At 56.6% G+C, this 26,433-nt stretch carries 24 protein-coding genes and 1 pseudogene; 3 read left to right on the forward strand and 22 right to left on the reverse strand.

Annotated elements, in window-relative coordinates; translation table 11 throughout:
* The 3 genes and pseudogenes from KHS78_RS20420 to KHS78_RS20430 all read left to right on the forward strand — a co-directional run.
* Window positions 1-122 (forward strand): annotated as a pseudogene (locus KHS78_RS20420) (IS1595 family transposase); the annotation flags it as partial.
* A 467-nt stretch (window positions 123-589) separates the two neighbouring features.
* Entirely contained in the window at window positions 590-1,447 is an 858-nt protein-coding gene (locus KHS78_RS20425; RefSeq protein ID WP_211830762.1) for a PA4780 family RIO1-like protein kinase, read from the forward strand.
* Between the two features lie 181 nt (window positions 1,448-1,628).
* Window positions 1,629-1,952: a YkgJ family cysteine cluster protein gene (locus tag KHS78_RS20430; RefSeq protein WP_246506727.1), complete on the forward strand. Its 324-nt coding sequence runs from the start codon at window positions 1,629-1,631 to the stop codon at window positions 1,950-1,952.
* A 158-nt stretch (window positions 1,953-2,110) separates the two neighbouring features.
* Here KHS78_RS20430 and KHS78_RS20435 read toward each other — a convergent pair whose 3' ends face one another.
* The 22 genes from KHS78_RS20435 to KHS78_RS20540 form a co-directional block, all read right to left on the reverse strand.
* Window positions 2,111-2,338, reverse strand: coding sequence for a hypothetical protein (locus tag KHS78_RS20435; protein WP_211830764.1), 228 nt, complete (start codon window positions 2,336-2,338; stop codon window positions 2,111-2,113).
* A gap of 247 nt (window positions 2,339-2,585) precedes the next feature.
* Window positions 2,586-3,032: a DUF411 domain-containing protein gene (locus KHS78_RS20440; protein ID WP_211830766.1), complete on the reverse strand. Its 447-nt coding sequence runs from the start codon at window positions 3,030-3,032 to the stop codon at window positions 2,586-2,588.
* A gap of 66 nt (window positions 3,033-3,098) precedes the next feature.
* Window positions 3,099-6,230 (reverse strand): efflux RND transporter permease subunit, encoded by a 3,132-nt coding sequence (locus tag KHS78_RS20445; RefSeq protein ID WP_211830767.1) that lies wholly within the window; start codon window positions 6,228-6,230, stop codon window positions 3,099-3,101.
* A gap of 10 nt (window positions 6,231-6,240) precedes the next feature.
* On the reverse strand, window positions 6,241-7,758 hold the full coding sequence (locus KHS78_RS20450) for an efflux RND transporter periplasmic adaptor subunit (protein WP_211830769.1): 1,518 nt from the start codon (window positions 7,756-7,758) through the stop codon (window positions 6,241-6,243).
* The gene (locus KHS78_RS20455) at window positions 7,758-9,056 is read right to left on the reverse strand and encodes a TolC family protein (protein WP_211830771.1); all 1,299 of its coding nucleotides are present in this window, start codon (window positions 9,054-9,056) and stop codon (window positions 7,758-7,760) included. Before KHS78_RS20455 ends, KHS78_RS20450 begins: the two co-directional genes overlap by 1 nt.
* A 126-nt stretch (window positions 9,057-9,182) precedes the next feature.
* Window positions 9,183-9,620 (reverse strand): hypothetical protein, encoded by a 438-nt coding sequence (locus tag KHS78_RS20460; protein ID WP_211830773.1) that lies wholly within the window; start codon window positions 9,618-9,620, stop codon window positions 9,183-9,185.
* Between the two features lie 74 nt (window positions 9,621-9,694).
* Entirely contained in the window at window positions 9,695-11,089 is a 1,395-nt protein-coding gene (locus tag KHS78_RS20465) for a cobyrinic acid a,c-diamide synthase CobB (protein WP_211830776.1), read from the reverse strand.
* 139 nt (window positions 11,090-11,228) lie between these two features.
* Window positions 11,229-12,134, reverse strand: coding sequence for a flagellar motor protein MotB (locus KHS78_RS20470; RefSeq protein WP_211830778.1), 906 nt, complete (start codon window positions 12,132-12,134; stop codon window positions 11,229-11,231).
* A 6-nt stretch (window positions 12,135-12,140) separates the two neighbouring features.
* The gene (motA, locus tag KHS78_RS20475) at window positions 12,141-13,001 is read right to left on the reverse strand and encodes a flagellar motor stator protein MotA (protein WP_211830780.1); all 861 of its coding nucleotides are present in this window, start codon (window positions 12,999-13,001) and stop codon (window positions 12,141-12,143) included.
* Entirely contained in the window at window positions 12,995-13,726 is a 732-nt protein-coding gene (locus KHS78_RS20480) for a sigma-70 family RNA polymerase sigma factor (protein WP_211830782.1), read from the reverse strand. Before KHS78_RS20480 ends, motA begins: the two co-directional genes overlap by 7 nt.
* Window positions 13,727-14,161: a flagellar basal body-associated FliL family protein gene (locus KHS78_RS20485; protein ID WP_211830784.1), complete on the reverse strand. Its 435-nt coding sequence runs from the start codon at window positions 14,159-14,161 to the stop codon at window positions 13,727-13,729.
* A 33-nt stretch (window positions 14,162-14,194) separates the two neighbouring features.
* Window positions 14,195-15,358 carry a hypothetical protein gene (locus KHS78_RS20490; protein WP_211830786.1) on the reverse strand — a complete coding sequence of 388 codons (1,164 nt, stop codon included), beginning with the start codon at window positions 15,356-15,358 and terminating at the stop codon, window positions 14,195-14,197.
* 68 nt (window positions 15,359-15,426) lie between these two features.
* Window positions 15,427-15,819: a flagellar export chaperone FliS gene (fliS, locus tag KHS78_RS20495; protein ID WP_211830788.1), complete on the reverse strand. Its 393-nt coding sequence runs from the start codon at window positions 15,817-15,819 to the stop codon at window positions 15,427-15,429.
* Window positions 15,819-17,291, reverse strand: coding sequence for a flagellar filament capping protein FliD (gene fliD / locus KHS78_RS20500; protein WP_211830790.1), 1,473 nt, complete (start codon window positions 17,289-17,291; stop codon window positions 15,819-15,821). Before fliD ends, fliS begins: the two co-directional genes overlap by 1 nt.
* Window positions 17,292-17,330: 39 nt before the next feature.
* Complete coding sequence (locus KHS78_RS20505; protein ID WP_211830792.1) at window positions 17,331-19,994, reverse strand: flagellin N-terminal helical domain-containing protein; 2,664 nt, start codon at window positions 19,992-19,994, stop codon at window positions 17,331-17,333.
* A 131-nt stretch (window positions 19,995-20,125) separates the two neighbouring features.
* Window positions 20,126-21,055, reverse strand: coding sequence for a flagellar hook-associated protein FlgL (gene flgL / locus KHS78_RS20510; RefSeq protein WP_211830794.1), 930 nt, complete (start codon window positions 21,053-21,055; stop codon window positions 20,126-20,128).
* A gap of 28 nt (window positions 21,056-21,083) precedes the next feature.
* Window positions 21,084-22,736 (reverse strand): flagellar hook-associated protein FlgK, encoded by a 1,653-nt coding sequence (locus KHS78_RS20515; protein WP_211830849.1) that lies wholly within the window; start codon window positions 22,734-22,736, stop codon window positions 21,084-21,086.
* On the reverse strand, window positions 22,733-23,038 hold the full coding sequence (locus tag KHS78_RS20520) for a hypothetical protein (protein ID WP_211830796.1): 306 nt from the start codon (window positions 23,036-23,038) through the stop codon (window positions 22,733-22,735). The genes KHS78_RS20515 and KHS78_RS20520 overlap by 4 nt, the downstream gene beginning before the upstream one ends.
* Before the next feature lie 20 nt (window positions 23,039-23,058).
* Window positions 23,059-24,162 carry a flagellar basal body P-ring protein FlgI gene (locus KHS78_RS20525; protein ID WP_211830798.1) on the reverse strand — a complete coding sequence of 368 codons (1,104 nt, stop codon included), beginning with the start codon at window positions 24,160-24,162 and terminating at the stop codon, window positions 23,059-23,061.
* Window positions 24,163-24,164: 2 nt separating this feature from the next.
* Window positions 24,165-24,854, reverse strand: a complete 690-nt coding sequence (locus tag KHS78_RS20530; protein ID WP_211830800.1) for a flagellar basal body L-ring protein FlgH — start codon at window positions 24,852-24,854, stop codon at window positions 24,165-24,167.
* A gap of 9 nt (window positions 24,855-24,863) precedes the next feature.
* Window positions 24,864-25,649 (reverse strand): flagellar basal-body rod protein FlgG, encoded by a 786-nt coding sequence (flgG, locus tag KHS78_RS20535; protein ID WP_211830802.1) that lies wholly within the window; start codon window positions 25,647-25,649, stop codon window positions 24,864-24,866.
* Between the two features lie 29 nt (window positions 25,650-25,678).
* A complete protein-coding gene (locus KHS78_RS20540; RefSeq protein ID WP_211830803.1) occupies window positions 25,679-26,425 on the reverse strand; it encodes a flagellar basal body rod protein FlgF in 747 nt (248 codons plus the stop codon).
* Between the last annotated feature and the right edge of the window lie 8 nt (window positions 26,426-26,433).

Genomic DNA, 26,433 nt, shown 5'->3' on the forward strand with positions numbered 1-26,433 from the left:
ACTGTTATCGATTTAACCGGCGCTTTGATTTGAAGGCGATGGTATCAAGGCTGGGTTACATGGCTGCGCGAACCTGCCCCATGCCAGCAAGGCTTCTCAAGCTGGCTGAGCCACAGTGGTAATCAGGAAATATTATATCGAGCTGCCGTTTAAGACAGCTCATCCTCGTCAATAACTTTCTGATCACGCTGTGGGGCAGCATCATCTGCACTGAGCAGACCAAAAGCAGCAAACATAAACCACCAGCAGAAACCGAAAAAAACCTGCCACTCCGGCAATAGCCCCACCTCAGCAAATGTGATTAGATAAGCCACCCTATTCGCACAACTGTTCAAAACCGAGCTACCGAGGCCCATGCTCCGCTGGTCAATATATGACCGAGCCACACCTTCGGGCGGTAGTGTGGGTGCGCTTTTTCCACATAGGATCTGTTACACAAACAGAGACCGCATAGCGAGTTCGCCCACGGCAAGATCATGAAACCTCTTGCCCCTTATACGGTGATATTTTTGACCCAAAGATACAATCAAGTACAGAACGTACTCTATCAAGTAAGTTTTGATAGCCGACCACACTTAGCAGGACGTCCGTGAAAATACCCAAACGCCTACAGCCCCTCGTTGATGATGGTTTAATCGATGCCGTTATCAGCCGACTCATGAGCGGCAAAGAAGCCGATGTATTCATTGTCCGCTGTGGTGACAATATTCGTTGCGCCAAAGTCTATAAAGATGCAATGAAACGCAGCTTTAAAAAAGCGGCACAATACCAGGAAGGGAAAAAAGTTCGCAGTGGCCGTAAAGCGCGAGCCATGGAAAAACATTCAAATTATGGCCGCCAGCAACAGGAAATCATTTGGCAGAGTGCCGAAGTGGATGCCTTAACCCTTTTAGCCAGTGTGGGTGTGCGCGTACCCGAAACGTTCTGTTGCGTTGATGGCGTACTATTAATGGAATTGGTCACCGATGCAGCGGGCGACGTTGCACCACGGCTCGGTGATGTTGCGTTGTCGGAAGAGCAGGCGATTCGAGATCACACCCTCATGATGCATTACATTATGCTCATGCTTTGTGCGGGTCTTGTGCACGGTGATCTATCAGAATTCAATGTACTGGTTGATGACCATGGTCCGGTGATTATCGACCTGCCACAGGCGGTTAATGCTGCCTCGAATAATAACGCGCAAGCCATGTTCGCCCGTGACGTCAACAATATGCGTCGCTATTATGGCGCATTTGCACCCGCCTTATTACACACGCAATACGCCAAGGAAATGTGGGCGCTGTTTGAAGAGGGTGACTTAACACCTGGCTCCACGCTCACTGGTGAGTTTGAAGATGACAGCAACAGCGCTGATGTAGATGCCTTGCTGGAAGAAATCGAAGCAGTGAAGCAAGAAGAGCAGGAACGACAAGCGTTCATCAATAACGCTAAGGAAGACGAATAAGTTTAAAAAAAGAAGGTGCTGAGCGATAAAAACAAAAGGGTCAGGCCTTGAAATCTGAATCATTTACCTAACCTGAATCACCATTCAAGCACTGGAAATACGTTCACACCCGACAAAATCTGCTACATATAGCCATTCAGGAAGCCACCTGATTCGGTTAAGTAAAATTTACATCTAGAAAATGGATACCTGTATTGAAAGTGAACCGCAATTAATGATCATCGAAACCAAAACCCTGCCCGCCACCGAGGCGACCTGCGAAAACTGCAAAGCCTGCTGTTGCCGCCTGGAAGTCATGCTGATTACCGATACCGGCGTACCCGACCGGTTTATTGAGAGGGATCAGTGGGGAGGTGAAACCATGGCGCGGTTAGCCGATGGCTGGTGTGCGGCCCTGGACCGAAACACCCTGCGCTGTACGATTTACGAGAAGCGACCCTTTATCTGCCGCGAATTTGAAATGGGAGACTACGAATGTCTTTCGGAACGCGCCGCCAATATGTAAATGGCATAGTACGGAGAGCTTCAAAGGCTCAGCGATAGAACGTGCATTCTCCTGTCAGGTCGAATGAACGTTTTCCACGAGGGCATCGCAAAACGATTCCCTCCAACGGCGGCCAGCCTCCAGTGGTACAACAGCACTTACCGGAAAAACCCCGATCGCTATACCGCCTCGACCTCCTCCAGGGCTTCCATTAGCACCTCTCTCACCTGTTTTTGTAGTGCCTGGCTTTTTTCTGTCGTCAAACTGGCTCGCCGAAGCTGTCGTTCAGCCTTGGCCAGCTGGGTCTTCAGGTCATCGACGTCCCGTTCAAGGGCACGCCGTTTGTCCCTCTCTTCACGCGCCCTGTCCCGCCACTTGATTGCCTGTTCTTTCCATCTTTCAGTCATTGGTTCACCCCGGTGCCTGATGGTGATCCTCACTTATTTTTCACAACAATGGCTCTGCGATTGCCTGCACAGGTTACTGCGAATAAGCGACGACTAACAGGGCTGAATGTGTCCATAAAGCGACATTGTTACCATATCCTTTCATCATACCCTATCGCATGAAACGACATTTGACGTTGAGAGCCGAAACGCTACCCCCAACGTCAGTGTCCATTTACCCGTTTTGCTTCAAGATCACAGACCGGTCTTAATGCGAGGCATACACGCTGGTCTTCCCATCTTTGGTATAACTGATGGTGTTATACGCATCCTTCCGATCCCCATACTCCATCCCCGGGGAGCCCATCGGCATACCGGGCACGGCCAGCCCGCGAATGGCCGGTTTTTCCGTCAGCATGCGCTTGATATCAGACGCTGGCACATGCCCTTCCACCGCGTAGCCACCGACAAACGCCGTATGGCAGGAACCCAGCCCGTAAGGCAGGTTGGCTTTCTCCTTGTACTGGGCAATATCCTGCACATTGTGGTTCATCACCTTGAAACCGTTGGCCTCCAGGTGGTCTGACCACTCCGTGCAGCAACCGCAGGTCGGCGTTTTGTACACCATCACCATGGGAAACGATTCCTCCGCGAAGCCGTTCATGGATGCCATGGTCAATACCGACCCTAACAGCAGTGATTTAACATTTTTCATTACATTCACTCCATTTTTTTCTAACCGGCAGCGCCTTACGACGCTGCATTGTACTTAACAAGTGATTCAGGCGTCTGCCTTAACGGCTGTCCGCCCATGCCACAGGAAATAGACGGCCGGCACCAGCACCAGCGTCACGATCAGTGAACTGGTGATACCACCGATCATCGGGCCGGCAATGCGCTGCATGATTTCCGCACCGGTGCCGTTATTCATCATCACTGGTACCAGACCAAACAGGATGGTGCAGACGGTCATCATGATCGGCCGCAACCGCAGCACAGCGCCGTCTATCACCGCATCACGAATGGCCGCCTGCGTCAGCGGCAGCCCCTGTTCCTGCCCCCGCAGACGGCAGTCGTCCAACGACTGGTTGAGATACACCAGCATCATGATGGCATTCCCCACCGTCACCCCCGCCAGGGCGATAAACCCGACACCGACCGCGACCGACAGGTTGTACCCCTGCAGCGCCATCAGCCAGATGCCGCCTATCAGAGCAAACGGCAGCGTACCGAGAATGGCAACCACCTCGAAGGCGCGCCGGAAAGTCAGGAAGAGGATCACCGTGATGAAAAACAGGGTGGCCGGAATAATGATGCCGAGTCGTTCATTGGCCCGCTCCATGTATTCATACTGACCGGTCCACTCCAGCGCATAACCAGCCGGCAGCGTCAGTTGCTCCCGTACCAGCGCCTGCGCCTCGCGCACCCAGGAACCCAGATCCCGCCCTTCGATATCCACCAGCACGCGTCCGGCAGGCCGGGCATTCTCGGAACGGATCGCACCGGGGCCATCCTCAATCACGATATCCGCCACATCCCCCAGGGCGATGCCCTGTCCGGACGGCGTAACGACCGGTAGGATTTCCAGTGCTTCCACCGAATCCCGGAAGCTTTGCGGATAGCGCAGGTTCACCGGGTAACGCGCCAGTCCCTCAACCGTGCTGGTGACATTCATGCCGCCAATGGCAGAGGTCGCCACCGCCTGGATATCACTAATATTCAAGCCAAAGCGCGCCGCCCGTACCCGGTCAATATCCACACGAATATAACGACCTCCCACCACCCGTTCCGCATAGACAGACAGTGTGCCGGGAACCACCGGCAGCAGCTGCTCCAATTCACGACCAATGCCGTCGATGCGCTTGAGGTCCGGCCCCGTCACCTGTATGCCGACCGGTGTCTTGATACCGGTGGAAAGCATGTCGATGCGCGTGCGGATCGGCATGACCCAGGCATTGCTCACACCGGGCAGTTTCACCCGCTGCTCCAGTTCCGCGCGCAGGCTTTCCGGGGTTACCCCGTCCCGCCATTCGCTGCGGGGCTTGAGCTGGACGACGGTTTCAATCATGGTCAGCGGTGAGGGGTCCGTCGCCGTTTCCGCACGACCGACCTTGCCGAACACTGTCTCCACTTCCGGGACGGTCTTGATCAGGCGGTCGGTCTGTTGCAGCAGCTCCCGGGCCTTGCCGACCGAGAGCCCGGCATAGGTGGTCGGCATGTACATCAGGTCGCCTTCGTCCAGGTCCGGCATGAATTCACTGCCCAGCTTGGTCGCCGGCCAGAGGCCGACCACCATCAGCACCAGTGCCGCAGCCACCAACCACCGGGCATGAGTCAGCGCCCCTTTAACCAGCGGGCGATAGGCCGCCATCATGACGCGGTTCACCGGATTACGCTGCTCTTCCATCACCTTGCCCCGCACCAGGTAGCCGATCAGCACCGGCACCAGGGTGATGGTCAGGCCCGCCGCCACCGCCATGGCGTAGGATTTGGTAAAGGCCAGCGGCGAGAACAACCGCCCTTCCTGCGCCTGCAGGCTGAACACCGGCATGAAACTGATCGCCTCGATCAGCAGCGAGAAGAACAGCGGCGGCCCCACTTCCAACGACGACTGTTGCACAATCGCCCAGCGGTTGGCTGCCGTGACCTTGACCCGCTGCAGATGCTTGTGGAAGTTCTCGATCATTACAATCGCGCCGTCCACCATGGAGCCAATCGCCACGGCAATGCCGCCCAGGGACATGATATTGGCGTTCAACCCCTGCAGGTACATGATCGAAAATGCACCCAGAATCCCCAGAGGCAGACTGATGACCACCACCAGCGACGAACGGAAATGCAACAGGAACAGGGCGCAGATCGCCACGACGATAACAATCTGGATCAACAGCGTATGGGTCAGGGTCGAGACCGCCTCCGAGACCAGCCTGGAACGGTCATAGGTTGTCACAATCTCTACGCCATCCGGCAGGCCCTGCTGCAACTCGGCCAGTTTCTCCCTGACGCCCTGAATCACCTCCCGGGCATTTTCGCCGTAACGCATGACGATGATGCCACCGACCACTTCCCCTTCGCCATTCAGGTCCGCAATCCCCCGGCGCATCTGCGGGCCTTGACGGACGTCGGCGACATCCCCCACGGTCAGCGGTGTGCCTTCGGCTGTCACGGTTAATGGCACTTGCCGTATATCGTCGACGCCCTGCAAATAGCCGGTAATTCGTACGATATATTCCGCCTCGGCCATCTCGATGGCAGACGCTCCAGCCTCACGATTCCCGTTCTCCAGCGCCTGGCGAAGCGTCTGCAAAGGGATGCCGTAAGCCCGTAGTTTGTCCGGGTCCGCCACCACCTGGTACTGCCTGACCATGCCACCCACCGTGGCCACTTCACTGACACCGGGTACCGACTGCAGCGGGTATTTCAGGTACCAGTCCTGCAGGCTGCGCAGCTGCGCCAAGTCATGCTGTCCGGTCCGGTCGACCAGGGCATAGTTGTACACCCAACCAACACCGGTGGCATCCGGCCCCAGCGCCGTGGTGGCCTCGGCCGGCAAACTCGACTGCACCTGGTTCAGGTATTCCAGCACCCGCGAGCGGGCCCAATACATATCCGTGCCATCCTCAAACAGGATGTAGACATAGGAGGTGCCAAACATGGAAGAACCCCGCACATCCACGGCACCGGGTACCGCCATCATCGCCGTGGTCAGTGGGTAGGTCACCTGGTCTTCCACCAGTTGCGGTGCCTGACCGGGGTAGTCTGTCTTGATAATCACCTGTACATCCGACAGGTCCGGTAAGGCGTCCACTGGCGTGTTCCGTGTCACCCAGACCCCGGCAAACAACAGCGCCAATGCCGCCAGCAACACCAGGAAACGATTTCCCAGTGATCCGCGAATAATCGCTCCGATCATGGTTATCTCCTCAGTGCCCCATCTGGCTGTGGTCCATCATTTCATGGTTCATCTCACCATGATTCATCTGACTGTGATCCATTACCTCATGGCTCATCTCGCCCTTTTCCATCGCCACGATCTGGTAACTACCTGCCGGTGTTTTTTCCATTTCAAAGCGTATAGCCTGCCCCTCATCAAATGCACTGATGCCAACCTCCGGCGACAGATCGAAGTCCATGGTCATGGCGGGCCAGCCCCATTCGGGTACCGGGTCATGGGTAATCGTGAGCACACCGTCTTTCTTTTGATCCAGCGTGCCCGCTGTCCAGACACGATCACGGGCTGAGGACTCATACCGGCTCAGGTCTGCCGTCACGCTGGATTCCGAATCCAGCAGGAACTGGGCCGAGGTAACAACCCGCTCGCCCTGGTGCAGGCCCCGCAGAATCTCAACCTGTCCACTGACAACCCGGCCACTGTCCACCCGGACAGAGCGGAACTGGCCATTACCCAGATCCTTGACCACCCGTTCCTGGTCACCGGTTCGGATCAACGCTTCACTGGGGATGGTCAGCGCCTCAAACGCGTCGGTCACAATACTGACCCGGGAGTACATGTTGGGTTTCAGTGCATCATCGGGATTATCAAACCGGAGTCGCACACGCAAGCTGCGGGTTTGTGGGTCCAGTTCCGGATAGACATAATCCACCGAGCCCTGCCACGTTTTACCCGGCAGGTAGTCCACGGTCATGGTCGCCGCCTGACCGGCCCGAATCAGCGGCGACTGACGTTCAAACACATCCGCCACTACCCAGATGGACGCCATACTGGCCAGTTCAACCAGCAGGCTGGATGGATTGATATAACCGCCCTCACGGATATTGAGCTGCGAAACATAGCCATCCTGTGGTGCATAAACCGATAACGCTCGTTCAATACGTCGGTTGCTGACGATGCGGCTGATGGTCTGTTCAGGCACATCCAGTGCGGCAAGCCGCTCGCGGGATGCCTTGATCAACCCGGTATTGCCGGAGCGAAGCGCCGACAGCAACTCCTCCTGGGCATTGACCAGCGCCGGTGAGTAAAGGTCAAACAGTTTGTCGCCCTTTCGCACATCATCGCCAACTGACGACAGCTGCAGGTTTTCCACCCAGCCCTGCACCCGGCTGTTGATCTGCAGCAGGCTGTCTTCGTTATAACCAATGCGCCCGACCGTACGGATCTGTGGCTCAAGGGTCTTCAGGCTCGCGGTTTCAGTGCGCACCCCAAGGTTGTTCTGAACCGCTGAAGAGATAGTCACTGTGCCTGGCGTAGTGTCTGCTGCACCCGCCTCCTCATAGACCGGTACCAGATCCATACCCATCGGGGATTGACCCGGCTGGTCGCGCCGGTAATTGGGATCCATCGGCGCCACCCAATAAAGTGGTTTTTTTTCCTGGGCATCCACTGCTATCGCGCCACTGTGCGGTGCCAAAACATACTGGGCCGCCATACCGGCGGAAAAGGCAACCGCCGACGCCAGACTGATCAATGTGATTGTCTTCATTACAGTTCCCTCTTCTCGTCGGACAGCGGCGGGTAGCCTGCTGACAGCAGATAATGCAGTCGCGCTTCACTCTGCCGGGTATCAGCCTGAAGCCGTTTATAAGCCAGGGTGAGATCCAACCGGGATTGATAGGCCTGTATCACGCTGGTGAAATCCGCGGTATCGGCCTGGTAGGCCTTAAGTGCTGCATCTGCCTGACGCGTAACGGTGGGTAAGAGCTGGGTCTTGTAGAGTGCAAGGCGATCTTTCAGCCCGTTATAGCGGGCGGCCTCTGCCTGCAACGTCCCCTGCAACTCTTGCAGTGTATTCAGGCGCGTGGCCGTACTGGCTTCACGCCGGTACTGGCTGGCGGACAGCAGGCGATCCTGACGAATGCCGGTGAACAGCGGGATATCCAGCATCACCATGGCGGAGAACCGGTCACGGTTATCGATCCCCATTCCCCCCATATCACCCTGTTCGCGACCATAGGTCAGCTCAACGCCCCACTGCGGCTTATAACTCTCCCTGGCCAGGGCGATATCCTGCTCGGACTGGTCAATGGCAAGGTCAGTCACCCGAACCAGTGGATGGGATAGCAGTGCCTGGTCCGTGATCGCGGGCAATGCTGGCAAGGTGGGCAATGTCTCACTGACAGACACCACCGGCTGCTGATTCAGCCAACGCGCCAACCGGGCGCGACTCTCATTGGCGCTTGCTGCGGCAGTGGCCATGCGATCATCCAGCCGCGACAGCACCACTTCCGCCTGCAGCACATCCTGCTGGGTTTTACGACCCTGGCTATACATGGACTCTGTGACCGTCACCAGGCTTTCAAACAGGTAACGATCCAGATGCAGCTGTTGTAATGACTGTTGCCAGTACCAGGCATCCAGCCAGGCCAGGCGGACATCCCGTACTACAGACAAACGACGATCGTCTGCCTGCAGGCTGGCGGCGGTCTCCTGCAACTCACCTTTACGGCGGAGGATGGTGGCGTTGTCGCCCCGGGGCAACATCTGCTCAAGTTTCAGCTCAAGCATGCCCTGGTCAAAGGGATCCAGGTTATCCCCCGGCAGGTTCATGGTGCCGATGGAAAGCTTGGGATCGGCCCAGCTCTCTGCGGCAACCGCCTGCTCGGAAAAGGCACGGGCCTGTGCCTGCAGGGCGCGGGTGCCGGCATCAGCCGACAGCGCCTGCTGTTCGGCAACCGTCAATGAAAGCGGGCTGGCAGACGCCGACAGCGCAAGGACCGACCACCACGCCAGCCAAAGCGGGTTACGGTTCGGGGTCGCCCAAAAGCGACGTAAGAAAAACATGGTGTTTCTCCGTTGAGGAGCTGTCACGCCAAACGGCCAGCCAGTATAAAAACGTCAACACAGGCGCAGGCTAACAACAGCTCATGGGCAATAACGGGTTTAAATCAGGGTTATTGCGTCAACGGACTATTCGAGGAAAGCGGCTTTCGCCAGATAGATATCGGGTAGGGAGGTTCGTATGTCCGGCTCGGTGAACACCTGCCAGTTACGGGTTTGCGGTACCGGGTCAAACACCTGCTCCACGACAGTAAACAACAGCATAAAGACCGGTTTCAGATCCGGTGCAGACACCTGCAGGGCTGGCGCATCACCTTCACAGTCAGGACAGACGACATCTGTCATGACCATTCTGGATACCGGGCTATCTGGCTGGCAACAGTCGTGTGCCATGCCATCCGAGGTATCCATCGCCATGACCATCGCGCTTTCCATGGGCGATGGGTGCATGGTTTTCCCCTCGGCAACACTCATCAGACAAAACTGCAGCACAGACAGCAGCATCGCAACCAAAAGGGCGATGCCGACAGGACGTCTATGATGGCGGTGCAGCGTTGTCAGTGTCATACGATCAGGAGTTAGAGTATTCCGGCTAATAGTGTGATTTCGGCGGAAACAAGTCAATCATAAGATCACGTCCATTAAACGGTTTCTGACGCTTTGTCCGAGGCTTGCTTGACCGGCGTTGTGGTACCGCTCGCCATAAACAACGTTGCAGCCGCATGAGGAGCGCTGGCGAAATAGGCATGATGGTAGGACGCCTGGATGCTGCCTTGTCGATAGACAGCTTCACCCTTGTCTGAGCCATACCGAGCCCGTTGCCGTCGGGTATAACGCCAGGGCGCCATGGACGTCGTCATGGTGGAATAATGGAAGCTGTGGCCACGCAGTTCCCCTTCGGGTAAATCCAAGGCTTCCATCCCAAGGTTAACCAGCCGTTCCTGCAACGTCGCGGAACCCGGTAACAGACCCGCCATCCCACCGGTTACACCGTGCCGGTCAGTCAAGGATTCCAGCAGGTAGAGCATACCGCCACATTCTGCGTACAGCGGTCGGCCAGCCGCGACATGCACGTCCAGATCCGCCACCAGCGCACGATTGTCTGACAGCGCAGCCATATGCAACTCGGGATAACCTCCGGGCAGCCAGACCGCATCACATTCCGGCAGACGATCCCCTGCCAGTGGCGAGAACATCTGTATCTCTGCGCCCAGCGCTTTCAGGGTGCGGAGATTCGCCGCGTAGATAAAGGCAAAGGCGTCATCCTGTGCGATCGCAATACGACAACCGTTTAGTAATGGCATAACACTGCCACGCGCCGGCAACGTAAACATCACTTCGGGGGGCAGTGCGCCGAAACCTCGGCTTTCCAGCAAGGCGGCCGCTTTATCCAGTTGCTGATCCAGGGTGGTTGCCAGCTCGCAGGCCTGGACAAGACCGAGATGACGTTCCGGCAGCACCATGGTGGGATCACGGGGAATGGAGCCGATCAGGGGAATATCCGCCGGCAAACTCTCGCGCAGTAACTCAACATGGTAATCGCCACCTACCTGACCAGCGATAACTCCCGCCAAAGGCGTATCCGGTTGATAATGCTTGAGCCCGTAAGCCAGCGCCCCAAAACTCTGGGCCATGGCGCTGGCGTTGATCACCGTCCAGATCGGCAGACCTAACTGGCGAGCCAGACCTGCCGGTGGCGAATCACCATCAAACAAGCCCATGGCAGCTTCAACAATCAAGACATCATGACTGGCTGCCGCTTCTGCCAGCATGTACCGGGTATAATCGTCCGTGGTCATCCAGGTATCGACGACATCAACCAGGTTGCCGCTGGCCTGTTCGTGGATCATGGGATCCAGGAAATCCGGCCCACATTTGAACACCTTTACGTTCAGGCCCTGGTTGCGATACAAGCGGGCCAGCGCAGCGGTAAACGTGGTTTTTCCCTGACCGGATGCCGGGCTGGCGATCATGACCGCCCGGCAGGCAAACGGGTCGATGTTGGCAGGTGTTGGGGAAGCGGTATGGTCGGTCATGGGCGTACGCCAGCGGTATCAGCATTAACAGGAAAGCCGCGAACAATACTCGAAAAGCCGGACCGATGTCCCGTGATATGCGTCAACCATAAGCACTTTGCCCGCGCTGCTCACGTTTATTCAATGGTAAGACAGGAAATCATAAAGCAATTTGATTGGCTTTCGCCTTGTCAACCGCCTGTTCCAGCTGTGCTGCCGGCAGGTCAAAATCGGCTTTTTTCTGCATTGCATGTTTCACATAACCGGCACTTTTTCGGGACAACACCATGATCTCGATGCGTCGATTACGCTGATCTTCTGGGTTAAAGCCCTGTAACGGTGCCTGATCCGCCATGCCGATAACCTGCAACACCTTATTTTCCGGCATGCCGCCAAACACCAGGGTACGACGTACCGTATCTGCCCGGTTAGCCGACAGCTTCCAGTTATCCATAGAGGATGCCGGCGACCAGGGTGTGGCATCGGTATGGCCAGAAATAATCAGTTTATTGGGGAGTGTTGACAGGATAGGCGCCATTTCCAGAAACAGGTCTTCATAGAGGTAAGTCAGATCCGACTTCCCGGCCAGAAACATGGGTTCGTTGTTAATCTCGGGAATCGTCAGAATCAGGCCATTAGGAATCCGTTCCACTTTATAGGACGAACGCATACCACCACGACCTTTTTGTGAGCCCACTTTGGAGAGTTCCGTTGCCACCCCATTCAATTCGTTAACGCCCGGTGCCGTATTACCCGCCAGTTCAAACCCTTCGTACCCTGTCGCCTTGGCCCGCACCGGCGTCGGAGCGCCCTGATGCACAGACGTCGCCCCTTCCATACGGATCGGGTTATCACTGGAAGGATGCTTGAACATACCCGGATTGGAAAAGTAGTCCGCGATCACCTCCTTTTGCAATCGGTTGGTCGCAGCCACCAGCCACAACACCAGGAACAGCGCCATCATGGCAATGGCAAAATCCGCAAACGCCACTTTCCAGGAACCCCCATGGTGGCCATCATGGGAGACACGCACCACCCGCTTGATAATCAGAGGATGCTCAGACACGGACGCTTACTCCCTGTTGCCTCTCAACCATCGCTCCAGCTCGAGAAACGTTGGCCGTAATTCGTCGTACAGCACCCGTCGTCCGGCATCGACAGCCAGGATCGGCGGGCGCCCCAGCTGGCAGGAGACCATTGCCGACTTCACACAATCAAACGCCAGGCACTCATTCTGCGCGGTATAGCTGACCGCACTCGCCAGTGGCCCCACAATGCCGTAACAGAGCAGAATCCCCAGGAAGGTACCCACCAGCGCCGCCGCCACATGGGCGCCAATTTCTCCGATCGGGCCATCCATGGACTGCATGGTGATGACAATCCCCATCACCGCCGCCACAATGCCGAACCCCGGACAGGCATCCGCTACCGACTGTAACGCATCGCCCGGCCGTTTCAGGTCAGCCTCAAGCGTGTGGATTTCCTGCTCCAGCAATCCTTCCAGCTCGTGCGGAGTGATATTGGTCATGCCGGTGATACGAAAGTTATCGGTAATGAAATGGAGCAGTCGTTTATGGGCAATAATGCGGGGAAACGCGGTAAATATCTCACTGTTCTCCGGATTTTCGATGTGATCCTCAATACCGGCTGCCCCCTTGGTGCGGAGCAGGTCAAACAGCTGGTATTCCAGCTGGAGCAACTCCATGAAAAAATCTTTTTCAAACCCGGCCTGCTTGACGATGACATAGTGCAGGTGGGTCGCCACCAGTTTCTGGACAGACGACGGATTCGCCACCATGAAAGCGCCGACAGCCGCCCCCACAATGATGACGATCTCCGCCGGCTGCCATAACGCCATCAGCTTGCCGTTGGCCATGGTAAAACCGCCGAAGACGCTGAGAATCAGTACCAGGAAACCCGCCAGTCTCAACATGATGTATCCTCCACCGGGTTCAACAGGATACGCAGTTTCAACAGGCACTGTTTGTGGATCTGGCTGACCCGGGCCTCAGTAATCCCCAGACCGGATGCAATTTCCTGCATGGTCAACTCCTGGCCATAGTACATTGACAACAGTTGTCGTTCTCGAACCACCAGTTGACTGACTGCCACCGTTACCTGCGCCTCCGTTTCCCGGCGAGACACCACACTTTCGCAGCCGGTGTCACTGGCTGGTTCATCAGGCTCCTGGGGCAACACCTCCAGCTGGCTCATGTGGATGTCATTGAGGCAGTGCTGGTAATCGGCCAGTGACATGCCCATGGCCTCGGCAATCTCCCGCTCCACCGGTAAGCGTCCGAGGGATTGCTCCAGCCTGACCATAACCTGGCTGATGTTGCCGGCCATTTTTCCAATCCCCCTGGGGCGCCAGTCCTGTCGACGGATTTCATCGATCATCGCCCCCCTGATCCTCGGCAGGGCGTAACCCCAAAAGGCGACACCGGTATCCGGCTGGTAACGCTGAAGCGCTTCCAGCAGGCCGGATAACCCGGCCTGCACCAGGTCATCCATCATGTCATCGGCCGGCAACCGGTCAGATACGTAACGCGCCTGTCGTTTAACGGCCGGCAACCACTGGGTAATCTGGTGCGCCTGCCGTGTACTCGACAACTGCGTCGTCTGATAACGTAATTGAGACCCTGGCTGTGTACCGTTCATTTACTGGATGACCATGCTGGTCAAAAACAGATCATCTACCCGCTGGCGGTGAAGATGCATTTTCGCCACCTCTCGCACCCGTTCCAGGGCGCCTTTACGTAAAACCTCCCGCTGGCCGGGATCGTCCATGGCCTCGTAGTACTGGGTGGAAAAATAATCACTGAGGGCATCGCGCAATACTGGGTGGTATTGCGCCAGTTCTGCCTGATATTTCTTGCTGGCCACCTGGATGGCCACCTCAAGCTGAAGGTAGTGAATCTCCTGCTCCTGGCTGCGCAGGTTAACCACGATATTATTGAGCGTAACAAAGTAGGGCAGGATGGACTGGTTTGTCTCTTCCGCGCGTTTTTCGTCTTCTGACAGAAAAAAAAATGCGGCACCACCGGCGACCAGCAACACCACCGCAGCGATACCCAGTACCCACTTACCTTTCATAGGCTTGCACCACTCCACACCGGCGGTTGGACATCAGGCAAACAGATCCACCAGCTGACTGGAAGCCTGCATCACCTGGACTGACGACAACGGCCCTTCACGTTCATTGCCATGCTTCGAGGGCTGGGACGAGCCCTGTGGGTCATGGGCGGGAGACTCTTCATTGCCAGTAAGGCCGGTTCCTGACCACGCCGTTTTTTCCACGCTGACCGCAACACTTCCCGGTGGAAACCGCCCTTCACCCCACCCGGGGTTTTCCAGCATCAGCCTGACACTGTCGCCATGTGCTGAGAGAAGATGATGGTCCGTCGCCGTTTCCGTCATGAGTTGTACTGACAACTGCTGATCCTGTTTTTTCACGGCAATCGTCAAATAGCCCATACCCGGCGGTTCGACACCCAGTTGCAGATTGTTGTTATCCGCCTTTAAGAGTGTCACTGCCGAGTCAGCGGGGGCGCTGGAAACCGGTGACAATGAAGATGCAGCGGGTTCGGCAGACACCGCTGCCCCCGGTGGTTGTACTGCCCCTCGCGCCGGGAAGGGTGTCAACAAGGCGGCGCTTGACGGGGCATCACTCTCAATCGCCGATACGATGGCATTGACAGACTCCGACAAAAAACGCTCAACCTCCCGGGGGCCTTGGTGCGTAACGGTTTCCTGTTGACAGGATGGCTGCTCGTTCACTGGATCAGCAGAAAAGGCACTCGCGCCTTGGTGAAGTGATGACAGCGGCAGCCGGCTACCCGGAGCGTCCGGCATAAACCGATTTTGGACGCCTAATAAATCTTCCTTGCTGACGGGCTGTATCGGTACCGCAGTATCAGGGTCAGTTTGGTAAAAGGCAGGGTTCGCTATCGCGACAGGTTCGTGTTCGTGGGTCTGATGCCATAAGCCTGAATCTGTTGCTGTCTTATTCGCATCACTCGTTAACCCGATTTCAGACAACGCATCATCCGACTCCGACGTCAGGACGTCGTCTATCAGTACCACTGAACTAACAGTAGCCGGAGAATCGCTACTGTCAGAATCAATGGCAGTCTGCAGGAACGATGAAAATTCCAGCAATGTCTCCGCCGATAGCAACCCTCCCGGTTCCTGACAATCATCGGGAACACCGCCCACACCGTCAGCAGTCTCCTGCGCTGCAGAATCCATCGCAAGCGTGGTCGAATCGACAAGGGAACAAAGAGTCAACATAAACAGGCAACTGCAAACGCTGTTAAGGGAGATAAGTCATACGGCAAGCGGTATGGCCTGGGGCAATATTAGACTATTTCATCCCAGGCGGATTTTAGCGTTTTCACCAGATGTACGATTTCTGCAATGATGGCAGGTTCATTCGACCGGCTGGCCTGCAGCAGCCGCAGCATGCAGTAGCGGTATAATTCATCCAGGTTACCGGCAATACTGCCTCCTCGATCATGGTCAAGGGACGACTGCAAGCAGGTAAAAATATCCAGACAACGACCCACCGTTTCCCCCTTGGCCGCCCACATGTGTCGCTCCATATACCCCTGCGCCTGCATCAGCTGGTTGACTAACGTCGTATACACCAGCACCAGCCGTTCCCCCTGGTTGGCGGCCATCGAACGGTGACGCAGCGTATTGCCGTAGCCCTCGGCGACCGGTTTGTTCTGACTGCCCATGGAGTACGCCATCACCGTTTTCCTTTCTGTACATTAAGAAGTTGGCTGGTCAGCAGATCAAGACGCTCACCGACGGCCTTGAAACGCGCGACCTGTCGATCCATCTCAAAGAATTGCCGCTGGGTGCGATCCTGAATCACCTGCTCATATAGCGACAGCTGTTCACGCTCCATAGCCACCTGGTCAAGACTCTGGGAGAGGGTATTTACACGGGTGCCGAGAACGCCCGACGGACCTGCCCACTGGGACATGACCCGGCTGACGGAAGACATGATGCCATCATGCCCGGTGACCATCGCCTTCACATCAGCGCCCTGTTGCGCCAGTGCAGTCACCAGTGTCGACTCATCCAGCCGCAAAGTGCCGTCGCGCTGGGTTTCGATACCCAGATCAACCAGCGAGCGTACGCCGCCGTGGGGTACCGTCTGTCGAAGCACGGTACGCATCTGGTTCAGCAAATCGCTGGCCATGCGGGCTTCCAGCCGACTGGCACTGTCACCATGAAGTCCTGGCCGTGCCGTCTCCACCAGCGCATTGCATGCCTCCACAAAGTGCGACACCTGTTCAATGACCGGCTGGTAATCGGACGTCACCGAGACCCTCACCGCCAGCCCGGGATCCGATCGCTGTAAATCCAGGGTAATGCCCGGTATCACATCCTCCACCCGGTTGCCATGGCTGACCAGTGCCACACCGTCCAGTGAGAAGCGTGCGTCCCGTCCCGGCTCTACCACCCGGAAGGCCTCTGCCAGCGCAGTACCACTCCCCTGCCCTGTCACCTGGATCGCCTTGTCGGCACCCGGCGCTTCAGCACTCAGTAATAACTGTTCACCATTGACGTCTTTCAACACGTCCATGCGGGCGCCATATTGGCGGGCCACGGTATTGACCGCCGCAGCAATCGCCTGCAATGACATGTCAGCCTTGATATCCGCCTTGAAAGTACCGCCGGCGACGCTGATTTCCAGGGCACCCTCACCCGGGCGGAATACGGGGGAGAACGGGCCGGCCAGGTGTTTTTCCCGCGCGGCCAGTTCATGGACAACTATCTCATGGGTACCACCGGCCTGAGGCTTACCGGTAACAGACACACTTACACGACTATTGTCGGCACTCTCTCCCTGCCACGTCTGCCAGGCCTGTCCGGATGACAACAGGGCGGCGCGTTGCTGCAGGGGGGTGGCAATGGATAGCAGCTTACCAAGCCCGGTCAGTTCCACTTCCGCCGCTTTTTCACGTCGCTCAATCTGCGCCTGTTTCGGGGCCACTTCAGCCTGGGTGATGGCCCTCACCATCGCCTGGACATCCAGTCCTGAGCTGTTGATATTCAAGGGGGGAGCGTTCATTGGCATAGCCTGTCTGCGCTTTCGGGCATTGTGCGGTGGAGCCGGCCAAAAACCGGACAGATTCTCCCTGAGCTGTCGCCGATCTGCCGTTACCCGGCTCACCCTGGACAGTGCCCTGACCGGCATGACGCGCAACACGACGCATTCCTCATGTCACACGACAGTGCCGGCAGCCATTTAACGGATCAGCATCAAGACATCCCGGGCCATTTCATTGGCCTGGGCGAGGTTGGCAATACTGGCCTGCTTGAGGATCTGCTGCTTGGTCATTTCTGCCATTTCCGACGCATAGTCGGTGTCTTTTATACGGCTACGAGAGTTGGTCACATTTTCCCGAATGCTCTGCAGATTGAAGATGGTGTGTTCAAGCCGATTCTGAATTGCCCCCAGGGTACCGCGCTGGGAGTCAATATCGGCAATAGCATCATCAATGATGCTGACCGCCTGCTGGGCACCGGCTTCCGTGGTGATATCGATATCAGTGACATACATGGTGCGACTCTCAACCGTTGACTTGCCGTCACTCAGGTTAGTGGTCACACCTTCAACAGCAGGCCCTTTCAGGTTGATATCGCCATCAGCCTGCAACTCAAAGGTACCGGTCACCAGTGCGCTGTTATGAGCGGCATCCAACACCTTGCCATTGACCTTGACGCTTTCATCATTGGAGACATTCGCCCGGAACTGGCTGATTTCGATATTGCCGCCCACATCCGAATTGATCAGTACCGACCCATCGGTATTGTATTTCGCTGAAACCCCCTGTTGCTGCAGCCTCGGGTTTGCATTGATGGAATCGGCAAACTGCTTGGGCCCGGGAATGGAAAACTGCTCACCGTTAATAACAACAGACACTTCACTCGGTGTCATGCCATTGAGGCCAGTGCCAATATTGATATCCGTGATCAACGCCTCGGTATTCGCCTTGGCGACCACGCCGGTTTCACCACTGACAGCATTAAACTTATTGGCAATATTCTGCGCCGTATCCGTACCATCCACCAGGATGGTGCCTGAGCCTACCGGCCCTTTAACGACCATGCTGCCTGCATGACTGAGGATACGTGTCGGGGATGGCATGCCTGCATTGACTTTGCTGAAGTCACTGCCGGACTGGATGCCTGCCGAAGCACTGGTTGAAGCAAAATCACCGGCCCCAGGGGTCCCACCAATTGAGATACTGCCATCTGCGGTCAGCTCAAAGGTACCCACAATACTGGCGGCTTTATTGGTTGTTTTGTCCATCGTTTTCCCGCCGACGGAAAGCGTAGGCGATCCGGTTGAGGCAAAGTCTGAAATCTCAATGGTATTACCTGCTGATTCGGTTAATATCACCGTATCCTTGGTACTGTCATGAACCGCACTCAGCGTTGAAATACCCAGACCATTGATCTTGGTGGCCAGATCAGCAAGCGTCTTAATACCTGTCATCTCACTGGCACTGCCTCCCTCGATATCAACTTTAATAGTCAAGGTTTCAATGCCACTCAGGCTTGCTAGTTGACTGATGACCACCTCGTTTTTTGCGGTCGCCTTAACCCCCGTATCGGCGGTCTTGGCATTGATTTTGGTTGCAACATCTGCTGCAGAATCGTTCGCCGCAATCGTCACATCGGCAGCAGCCCCTCCCGCATTCAGGGGGCCAGTCAGTTTGATGGCGCCCCCAGCAGCACCGGCTGTTGGTGGTGTCGCGCCAACATCGACCGTACCGAATTTACTGCCGGAATCAATGGTGACACTGCCTCCGCGTCCGGTTGTCTGTGCCACATTGGCCGTTGTTGCAGCCGTACCGGAGACCGTGATATCGCCTTCACTGGAGGTCAATCCAAACTGCCCCATGGCATAGGCGGAAGGCGCCTGCGCCGTCATTGCCTGTGTGCCAAACGTCAGGTTTGCGCCCTTCAGATCAGACAGCGCAATCGTATCCCCTTGCGCAGCTGTTAACTTATCACCTGTACTGCTGGCAGTAATACCTGCCGCCTGCAGATTTTTGTTGCCATTCACGGCGGTGGCTAATCCCGCCAGGTCTGATAGACCTGAAAGCTCTACGCCATTGATCGTCGCTGAAAATGTTGAACCACCGGCAAGACTGAAACCACTTAAGGCAACGTCCGTACGCGCCCTTGCCGTTACCCCTGTATCCATCGACTGTTGATTGACTTTGGTCGCAATCGACTTGGCGGAATCCGCCCCGTCAATCGCAATGGTTGCAGCCCCCCTCGATCCGGTAATCGTCATGCTGCCGGGATTGGTCAGCGTACCGTCGCCGCCCACAGACACTGTGCCAAATTCACTGCCGGAACGGACGACATCCAGCGTTTTGTCGATACCACCAATGGTGGACGCCCGCATGTTACCGATGCTGACGGAAATGGTTTCATAGGCATTGGCGCCAACCTGAAAATTCTTGTTGGTATAGGAACCATCGAGAACCTTGAGGCTGTTGAATGTCGTTGTCTCGGCAATCCGGTCGATCTCTGATTGCAACTGGGAGACCTCACGCTGCAACGCGACCCGATCCTGTGCATCATTACTGGCGTTGGCGGATTGCAGTGACAGATCGCGGATACGGTGCAAAATGGAGGTGGTTTCCGCCATAGCCCCTTCTGCGGTCTGACTCACGGAAATACCATCATTGGCATTGCGAATCGCTACGGACAGACCATTGACCTGGGATGTCATTCGGTTACTGATCTGAAGACCCGCCGCATCGTCCTTGGCACTGTTGATCTGGTAACCGGTCGACAGTTTCTTCATCGACGCTTCCAGCCCGTTCTGGGCACGTTCCAGACTTTGCTGGGCTGTCAGGGAAGGTGAGTTGGTGATGATACTCAGCGACATGATCTTAGCTCCGGTATCAGTAACAAGTGTTATCAAACTCGACGCAAATCACCGTGTGCTTAAATACCGTTTTTCTCTATAGGCATGCGTTGTCGTAATAAACGACAACCATTCACTCATTCACAGAACAGTTACAGGTAATCAAACAGGGAGAGCCCTGCCAGCTGCACGACACTTTTTCGGGTGGCTTCCAGTGCGGTCATCTCACGGTTCAGTTGTGTCATGGCGGCAGCATAATCCAGGTCGCCTAACTCACCGGCTAACTGTTCGGCATACAGCTGCCTCTGGTCCAGGGATTCATTACTGATGGCCATGATATGCTGCCGGGTACCCACATCCGTCTGTACCCTGAAGACTTGATTCAGCCCCTGGTCGATGGCCAGCAGTGATTGATTCAGCTGTTCATTTATCGTCTCGTCTGGCGCTAACAGCAGGTTGTGCAGGTTGCCCAGTGCATCCAGCAGGTTAAAGGAGCCGCCCTGGCCATCCTCAATGCGAAAGCAAAGCGCCACCGCCGTATCATTCGCCAGCATCTGCCATCCCTGGGCAATCGTCACCTGTCGTTGGCCCGGGTCATCATTATTGACAACCCAGCTACCGTCCGTTTTCTGCAGTACCGGTGCCTGGTCATCGCGGAAACCACCAAACAGATAGCGCCCATCCGGCCCCCGCGTATTGATCACAGAGGCAACCCCATCCGTCAGCCCCTGCACTTCACCGGCGATCGCCTGCAGGCTGGCAGGATCCATGGCGCCATTCGCGGCCTGCAACACCAGTTCACGACAGCGTTGCAATAATGCGCCGTAAGCGGTCAGGGTGTTGTCTTCACGGGCCAGCAGCGCATCCAGGGAGGCGCTGTTTTCCAGGTAACGGCTGTCGGCGACCTGCTCGCGGGAGATACCCTGAAGTCTCACTGCGGTCAGGGGATCATCTGCCGGCTGAGATAAACGCGTGCCTTCTGCAATGTGATCCCACGTCCGGTTGAGGTCACCGGTGGTCTCCTGCAATCGATCCCGGATATTATCAAACACCTGACCTGTACTGATCCTGAACTCATTCATGCTACAACCTCTCTTGCAAACGCAACGCCTAGAGTGACAACAACGTATCCAGCACCCGTTGCGCGGCCGACAGCACCCGGGCATTGGCCTGGTAGTGCTGCTGGAAACGCATCAGGTCACCCGCCTCCTCATCCAGGTTAACCCCACTGCGCGACTCCCAGGCCGTATCCGCTTCCTGCTTCAGCAAGGCCTGGGATTCCGCCTGCTGTGTCGCCTGCCAGCTGCGGGTTGCTATACGCCCCAGTAACCGGTCTGAGGATTCCGGCAAGGTGCCCGCACTGAAGCTTTCTGACTGCATAAAGGTCATCAGGTGTGACAGGTTGCTGTTGTCACCGGGTCCATTCCCCGCTGAGGCCAGCCCCAGTCGATCCGGTTCAGTCAATACGGTTCGAATCGCAGCGGTTTCATGTCGCCAGGGGGTCAGTAGGTAACTGTCGTCTTTTGCGGAACCCGGCGACAGCTCCAGAACCAACCCGTCAAAGGTCACACCGGTTGTCGCGGTCGCATCCAGCGTACCGGATGCGACCTCACGGTTATCCATCATGCGCTGAACGGTGTAAGTCAACTGACCGCCCCGCTCGGTCACCCGAAGGCTGTAGTCACTGGGTTTCAGTTCAGCCAACTGTGCCGTATCCACGGCAAGCGTCGCCGTGGCGCTGCCTGATAGCTGTTCAGGAATCACCCGGGCGCGACAGGCATCGGGGGCATTCACATCATTGAACAATGCAGCCCCTGGATTGCCAGACAGATCCAGCCCGTCCTCCAGAATCTGGTTGTTACCGGCACTGATGATGGCGGCCTGCCAGCCCAGCACATTTAATACGGGCAATAACACCTCGGACCGGAATCGCGCCAGCCCATGCATTTCGCCACTGTCGGTTCGTAACGGTTCCAGGGAGCCGTCTCTGTTCAGCTGGGGTTGAATCGCCATGGCATCCGGCGCACTGTGCGGCATCAGCAGGCCATAACCACACTCACCTTGCACCAGCGACTGGCCGGACCGGAAAAACAGGCTGGTCATCCCGTCTGGTTGACGCAGGCTCTGTACGCCGACTCTTGTCGTGAGCTGGTTAATCAGCTGATCCCGCTGGTCTTCGAGGTCAGCCATATGGGCACCACGGCTGTAACCATCCCGAATGGTTCGGTTCAAGGTCGCCACGCTGTCTGAGAGCGCTGACGTTTCCGCAGCTATCGCACCCAACTGGTCATCTACCTGTTGACTGAAATCCACCAAAACCCGCCCAAGGTTGTTGTATTTAACGGCCATGGCAGACGCTTCGCTGATAATCTGCTGTCGGTAAGCGGTCGATGCGGGCTCCGTTTCGGCAGCATTCAAAGCACTGACAAACCGTTCGACCGAGGATGACACCCCGGTATACTCATTGCCCAGGTAGGCATCTAGCCGCTTCAGGTAGTCACCGAACTCCCTGGCCTCGCCATAGTCTGCAGAGGTCGCATGACGCTGGTCGACCAGGAAATCACTCGTCACCCGCCGGATATCATCAATGCGCGTACCCGCCAGGATGACCTGTTGATCCGCGGGATACCATTCACGGGTTGACTGCAGGACTTCACGGCGGCTGAAGCCCTGAACTGCCACATTGGCCACATTGTGACCGGCCGTTTCAAGCCGGGTGCGAGCACTGTTAAGGCCACTGAGCCCGATATCCAGAAGGTTCATGGTGCTTCAATCCGTAACTGCCGGAGCATGTGGTCGGAGAGACCGCTTTGACTGTGCCGGGTCATGGCTTGCGCCCAAATGCCGGACTGCCAGTCATCGGCCCAGCTGCGATCCGGCGACAATGCGTTATCGCCGGATTTAATGGCATCTGTCGTACGGTGCATACTGTTCAGTAATTCCTGCCAGAGCAGCGTTTCAAACCCCTCAACCACCGCTCTCGCTTTTGCCTGACTGTCATCAGTGGCTTGTGCTGACGATACGGCCAATGCCGTCGGTTCTGACAAAGACGTTAAGGTATTCATAAACTCCTCGAGGATGGCGTTCAGAGCACATCAATCTCGGCTTCCAACGCGCCGGCCTGCCTGAACGCCTGAAGGATGGACATGAGTTCACTGGGGGTAGCCCCGACACTGTTCAATGCACTGACCACATCACTGAGCCTCGGGCTGTCCGGCAATTCATAAATCGTGCCCTTCTGCTCACTGATCTGTACTTCACTGCGCGGCACCGTGGTGGTCTGACCACGGGAGAACATGCCCGGCTGGCTGACCTGCGGCTCTTCCGATACCGTAACCACCAGACTGCCGTGACTGACCGCCACCGGCCGTATGCGGACATTCTGCCCAATCACCACCGTGCCGGTTCTGGGGTTAATTACGATTCTGGCCGGCAGTTCCACCTGGGGAATAGTGAGGCTTTCCAGCCGCGACATGAAGGCCACCCGCTGATCCGTATCATAGGGGGCGGACACCGCCACCCGGGCAGCATCAATGGCATGGGCGGTTCCCTGCCCGAACTCCCGGTCAATGGCATTGACGATCAAACGCGCCTGGCGGAAACCCGCCTCATTCAGGTTCAGCATGATCTGGCCATAATCGTCAAACAGCGGAATCACCGAACGTTCCACAACCGCACCACCGGGAATCCGCCCCACCGTGGTAATATTCACAGTCGCCTTACTGCCACTGGCGCCCTCTGCCGTGACGCCACCCACCACCAGACTCCCTTGGGCAATCGCATAGACATTCCCGTCAAGACCTTTCAGCGGCGTCGCCAACAGGCTGCCGCCCCGAAGACTCTTGGCATCCCCAATGGACGACACCACCACATCCAGTGCCTGCCCTGGCCTTACATAGGTATTCAGTGTCGTATGGACACTCACTGCCGCGACATTCTTCAGCCGCGGCTCGGCGCCTTCCGGCAATTGCACTCCAAACTGCCTCAGCAGGTTGTTCACCGATTGCGCGGTAAACTGGGTCTGCCGGGTCTGGTCACCGGAACCCTGCAAACCGACCACCAGGCCATAGCCCACCAGCTGGTTTTTCCGGGTCCCCTCCGGGGTCACCAGATCCAGCAATGGCATCGCCTGCAGGGTCAGGCTGATACCCCACAGAGCCACAACAGAAAAAAAACCAGCCGCTTTCATTATCAAAACGGTGACCACCGACTGTTAAAGAAGCGTCCCATCCATCCCATGACATTGGCCTCGGCCATATCCCCCTTGCCGGTGTAGCTGATCTTGGCATTCGCCAGCCGCAGGGAGGAAACCCGGTTGTCCAGCGTAATATCTTCAGGCCGCACCAGGCCGCTCAGATAAATGATCTCATCGCCCTGCCCAAGCCGGATCTGCTTGTGCCCTTTGACATAGAGGCTGCCGTTATCCAGCACCTGTTGCACGACAACGCTCACATAACCGGTCAGCAGATTGTTCTGCTCATTACTCGCCTTGCCACTGAAATTGCGTTTCATATCCATGGAATTCTGCAACGACCATTCGCTACCCAGCAGCCTGGCACCCGTACGGCCAAATAACACGGGATCGGGCATGTTGATAGCGCTGTTTTTGCCTATCGTGGTATCCGCAGCCTTACTGGAGCGGGTCAGCTCAGCCAGAACTACCGTCAGGATGTCACCTTCCCGGTAGGCGCGCCGGTCTTCAAACAGGCTGGCAGACGCCGGCCCCCGAAACAGGCTGCCGGGCGATGCGCTATAGGTGGAAGGGGGAATATCAGGCAATTCACTGGACTCCTCGATCGGGCCAGCCATTGGCGACAACTGGCAACCACTGAGCATCAGCAGGATCAACAGTATCCGCAGTCGTAACGCCAGCGGGTTCATACACCGTGCCTATGAGGAGCGAATCAGAAATTCCATCATGTCATCCGTGGCCTTGATGGCCCGGGTGTTCATCTCGTAGGAGCGCTGGGCAACGATCAGGTTCACCAGTTCTTCCACCGCCTGAACATTGGAGGCTTCCAGCGTGTACTGTTTCACCAGGCCCAGGCCGTTCTCGCCGGGCGCGCCCTCAATGGCATCACCACTGGCAACGGTTTCCACAAAAATATTGCCACCCCGGGCTTCCAGCCCGGTGGGGTTGATAAAATTGGTCAGGGTGATCTGGCCAACATTACGGGGCTCCACCTCACCGGATACGGAAACACTGACGGTGCCGTCTTCACCGATCGTGATATTCAGGGCTTCCTGCGGGATGGTGATGGCCGGCTCCAGCGGCAGGCCGGATGCCATGACCATGTTGCCGTCAGCATTCAGTTGAAACTGGCCGTTACGGGTATAGGCCGATGTGCCATCCGGTAATTGCACCTGAAAAAAACCATGGCCGGAGATGGCCAGATCAAGCGGTTGCGTCGTGGTCTGAAGGTTGCCGCCGCTGAAGACTTTCTGGCTGGCCACAATCCGAACACCGGTGCCCTGCTGCTGCCCTGACGGCAGGTCATTGATCTCATCTGCCTTGGCGCCCGGCTGTCGCAATACCTGGTAAAACAGGTCCTCAAAAGTGACCCGGTTTTTCTTGAAACCGACGGTATCAATATTGGCCAGGTTATTGGACGACGTTGAAAGGTTATAGTCCTGGGCGGACAACCCGGTCATACTGACCCACAGTGCCGGATGCATCTGACAACTACCTCACCACTTCTGGTGTTTCAGGAAGACCGCAACAGTTCATTGCCCCGGGCGGCCATCTGGTCAAAGGTTCGAATGGCCTTTACCTGCAATTCAAACTCCCGGGAAAGCTGCAGGTAATCCGAGATTTCTTCGATGGCATTGACATTACTCTGTTCCAGCGCACCACTCAGGACGGCCACATCGGGATCATCGGGAACAGCGCCGGGACCGGTATAACGGAACAGGCCATCCGTCCCTTTCTGCAGCGTTGCCTGGGGCGGGTTAACCCGCCGTAACCGCCCGACTTCCACCAGGTCACCGCCTTCCACCACCACCGTGATCATGCCATCACTGGCTATCTGCAAACCGCTGAAAACCGGCAACACCATCAGGCCATCTTCACCCAGAACGGGCAGACCGGCGCTGGTCACCAGCTCGCCAAACCCATTCACGACAAAATTGCCGCTCCGGGTATAGGCTTCATCCCCTGTCGGGGACTGCACCACGAACCAGCCTTCACCGACAATCGCCGCATCCAGTTCCCGGCCACTCCACTGGTTGTCACCCGGCACCAGTCGACTGCCTTTTAATTGCATCTCGGCACCGGTACGGGTACCGGGTATGCTGCCTTCTACTCCAGCGAAGTTAAACGCACGCTCGCCCGTCCAGTTGAAATCGGAACGGAAACCCGTTGTCTCGGCATTCGCCAGGTTTGACGCATGGGTTTGCTGGGCCAGCATGGTCTGCCAGGCCGCGCCGGCACTCAGGTAAACACCGTAATCCATGATAGGAA

This window comes from Kistimonas asteriae, assembly GCF_018263925.1.
Classification (GTDB): domain Bacteria; phylum Pseudomonadota; class Gammaproteobacteria; order Pseudomonadales; family Endozoicomonadaceae; genus Kistimonas; species Kistimonas asteriae.

Excerpts from the sequence above, each read along its gene's own strand:
- KHS78_RS20430 (WP_246506727.1), top strand. The coding sequence starts at position 1,629 with ATGGATACCTGTATTGAAAGTGAACCGCAATTAATGATCATCGAAACC.
- KHS78_RS20435 (WP_211830764.1), bottom strand. The coding sequence starts at position 2,338 with ATGACTGAAAGATGGAAAGAACAGGCAATCAAGTGGCGGGACAGGGCG.
- KHS78_RS20440 (WP_211830766.1), bottom strand. The coding sequence starts at position 3,032 with ATGAAAAATGTTAAATCACTGCTGTTAGGGTCGGTATTGACCATGGCA.
- KHS78_RS20445 (WP_211830767.1), bottom strand. The coding sequence starts at position 6,230 with ATGATCGGAGCGATTATTCGCGGATCACTGGGAAATCGTTTCCTGGTG.
- KHS78_RS20450 (WP_211830769.1), bottom strand. The coding sequence starts at position 7,758 with ATGAAGACAATCACATTGATCAGTCTGGCGTCGGCGGTTGCCTTTTCC.
- KHS78_RS20455 (WP_211830771.1), bottom strand. The coding sequence starts at position 9,056 with ATGTTTTTCTTACGTCGCTTTTGGGCGACCCCGAACCGTAACCCGCTT.
- KHS78_RS20460 (WP_211830773.1), bottom strand. The coding sequence starts at position 9,620 with ATGACACTGACAACGCTGCACCGCCATCATAGACGTCCTGTCGGCATC.
- KHS78_RS20465 (WP_211830776.1), bottom strand. The coding sequence starts at position 11,089 with ATGACCGACCATACCGCTTCCCCAACACCTGCCAACATCGACCCGTTT.
- motA (WP_211830780.1), bottom strand. The coding sequence starts at position 13,001 with ATGTTGAGACTGGCGGGTTTCCTGGTACTGATTCTCAGCGTCTTCGGC.
- KHS78_RS20480 (WP_211830782.1), bottom strand. The coding sequence starts at position 13,726 with ATGAACGGTACACAGCCAGGGTCTCAATTACGTTATCAGACGACGCAG.
- KHS78_RS20485 (WP_211830784.1), bottom strand. The coding sequence starts at position 14,161 with ATGAAAGGTAAGTGGGTACTGGGTATCGCTGCGGTGGTGTTGCTGGTC.
- KHS78_RS20490 (WP_211830786.1), bottom strand. The coding sequence starts at position 15,358 with ATGTTGACTCTTTGTTCCCTTGTCGATTCGACCACGCTTGCGATGGAT.
- fliS (WP_211830788.1), bottom strand. The coding sequence starts at position 15,819 with ATGGCGTACTCCATGGGCAGTCAGAACAAACCGGTCGCCGAGGGCTAC.
- KHS78_RS20505 (WP_211830792.1), bottom strand. The coding sequence starts at position 19,994 with ATGTCGCTGAGTATCATCACCAACTCACCTTCCCTGACAGCCCAGCAA.
- flgL (WP_211830794.1), bottom strand. The coding sequence starts at position 21,055 with ATGAATGAGTTCAGGATCAGTACAGGTCAGGTGTTTGATAATATCCGG.
- KHS78_RS20515 (WP_211830849.1), bottom strand. The coding sequence starts at position 22,736 with ATGAACCTTCTGGATATCGGGCTCAGTGGCCTTAACAGTGCTCGCACC.
- KHS78_RS20520 (WP_211830796.1), bottom strand. The coding sequence starts at position 23,038 with ATGAATACCTTAACGTCTTTGTCAGAACCGACGGCATTGGCCGTATCG.
- KHS78_RS20525 (WP_211830798.1), bottom strand. The coding sequence starts at position 24,162 with ATGAAAGCGGCTGGTTTTTTTTCTGTTGTGGCTCTGTGGGGTATCAGC.
- KHS78_RS20530 (WP_211830800.1), bottom strand. The coding sequence starts at position 24,854 with ATGAACCCGCTGGCGTTACGACTGCGGATACTGTTGATCCTGCTGATG.
- flgG (WP_211830802.1), bottom strand. The coding sequence starts at position 25,649 with ATGCATCCGGCACTGTGGGTCAGTATGACCGGGTTGTCCGCCCAGGAC.
- KHS78_RS20540 (WP_211830803.1), bottom strand. The coding sequence starts at position 26,425 with ATGGATTACGGTGTTTACCTGAGTGCCGGCGCGGCCTGGCAGACCATG.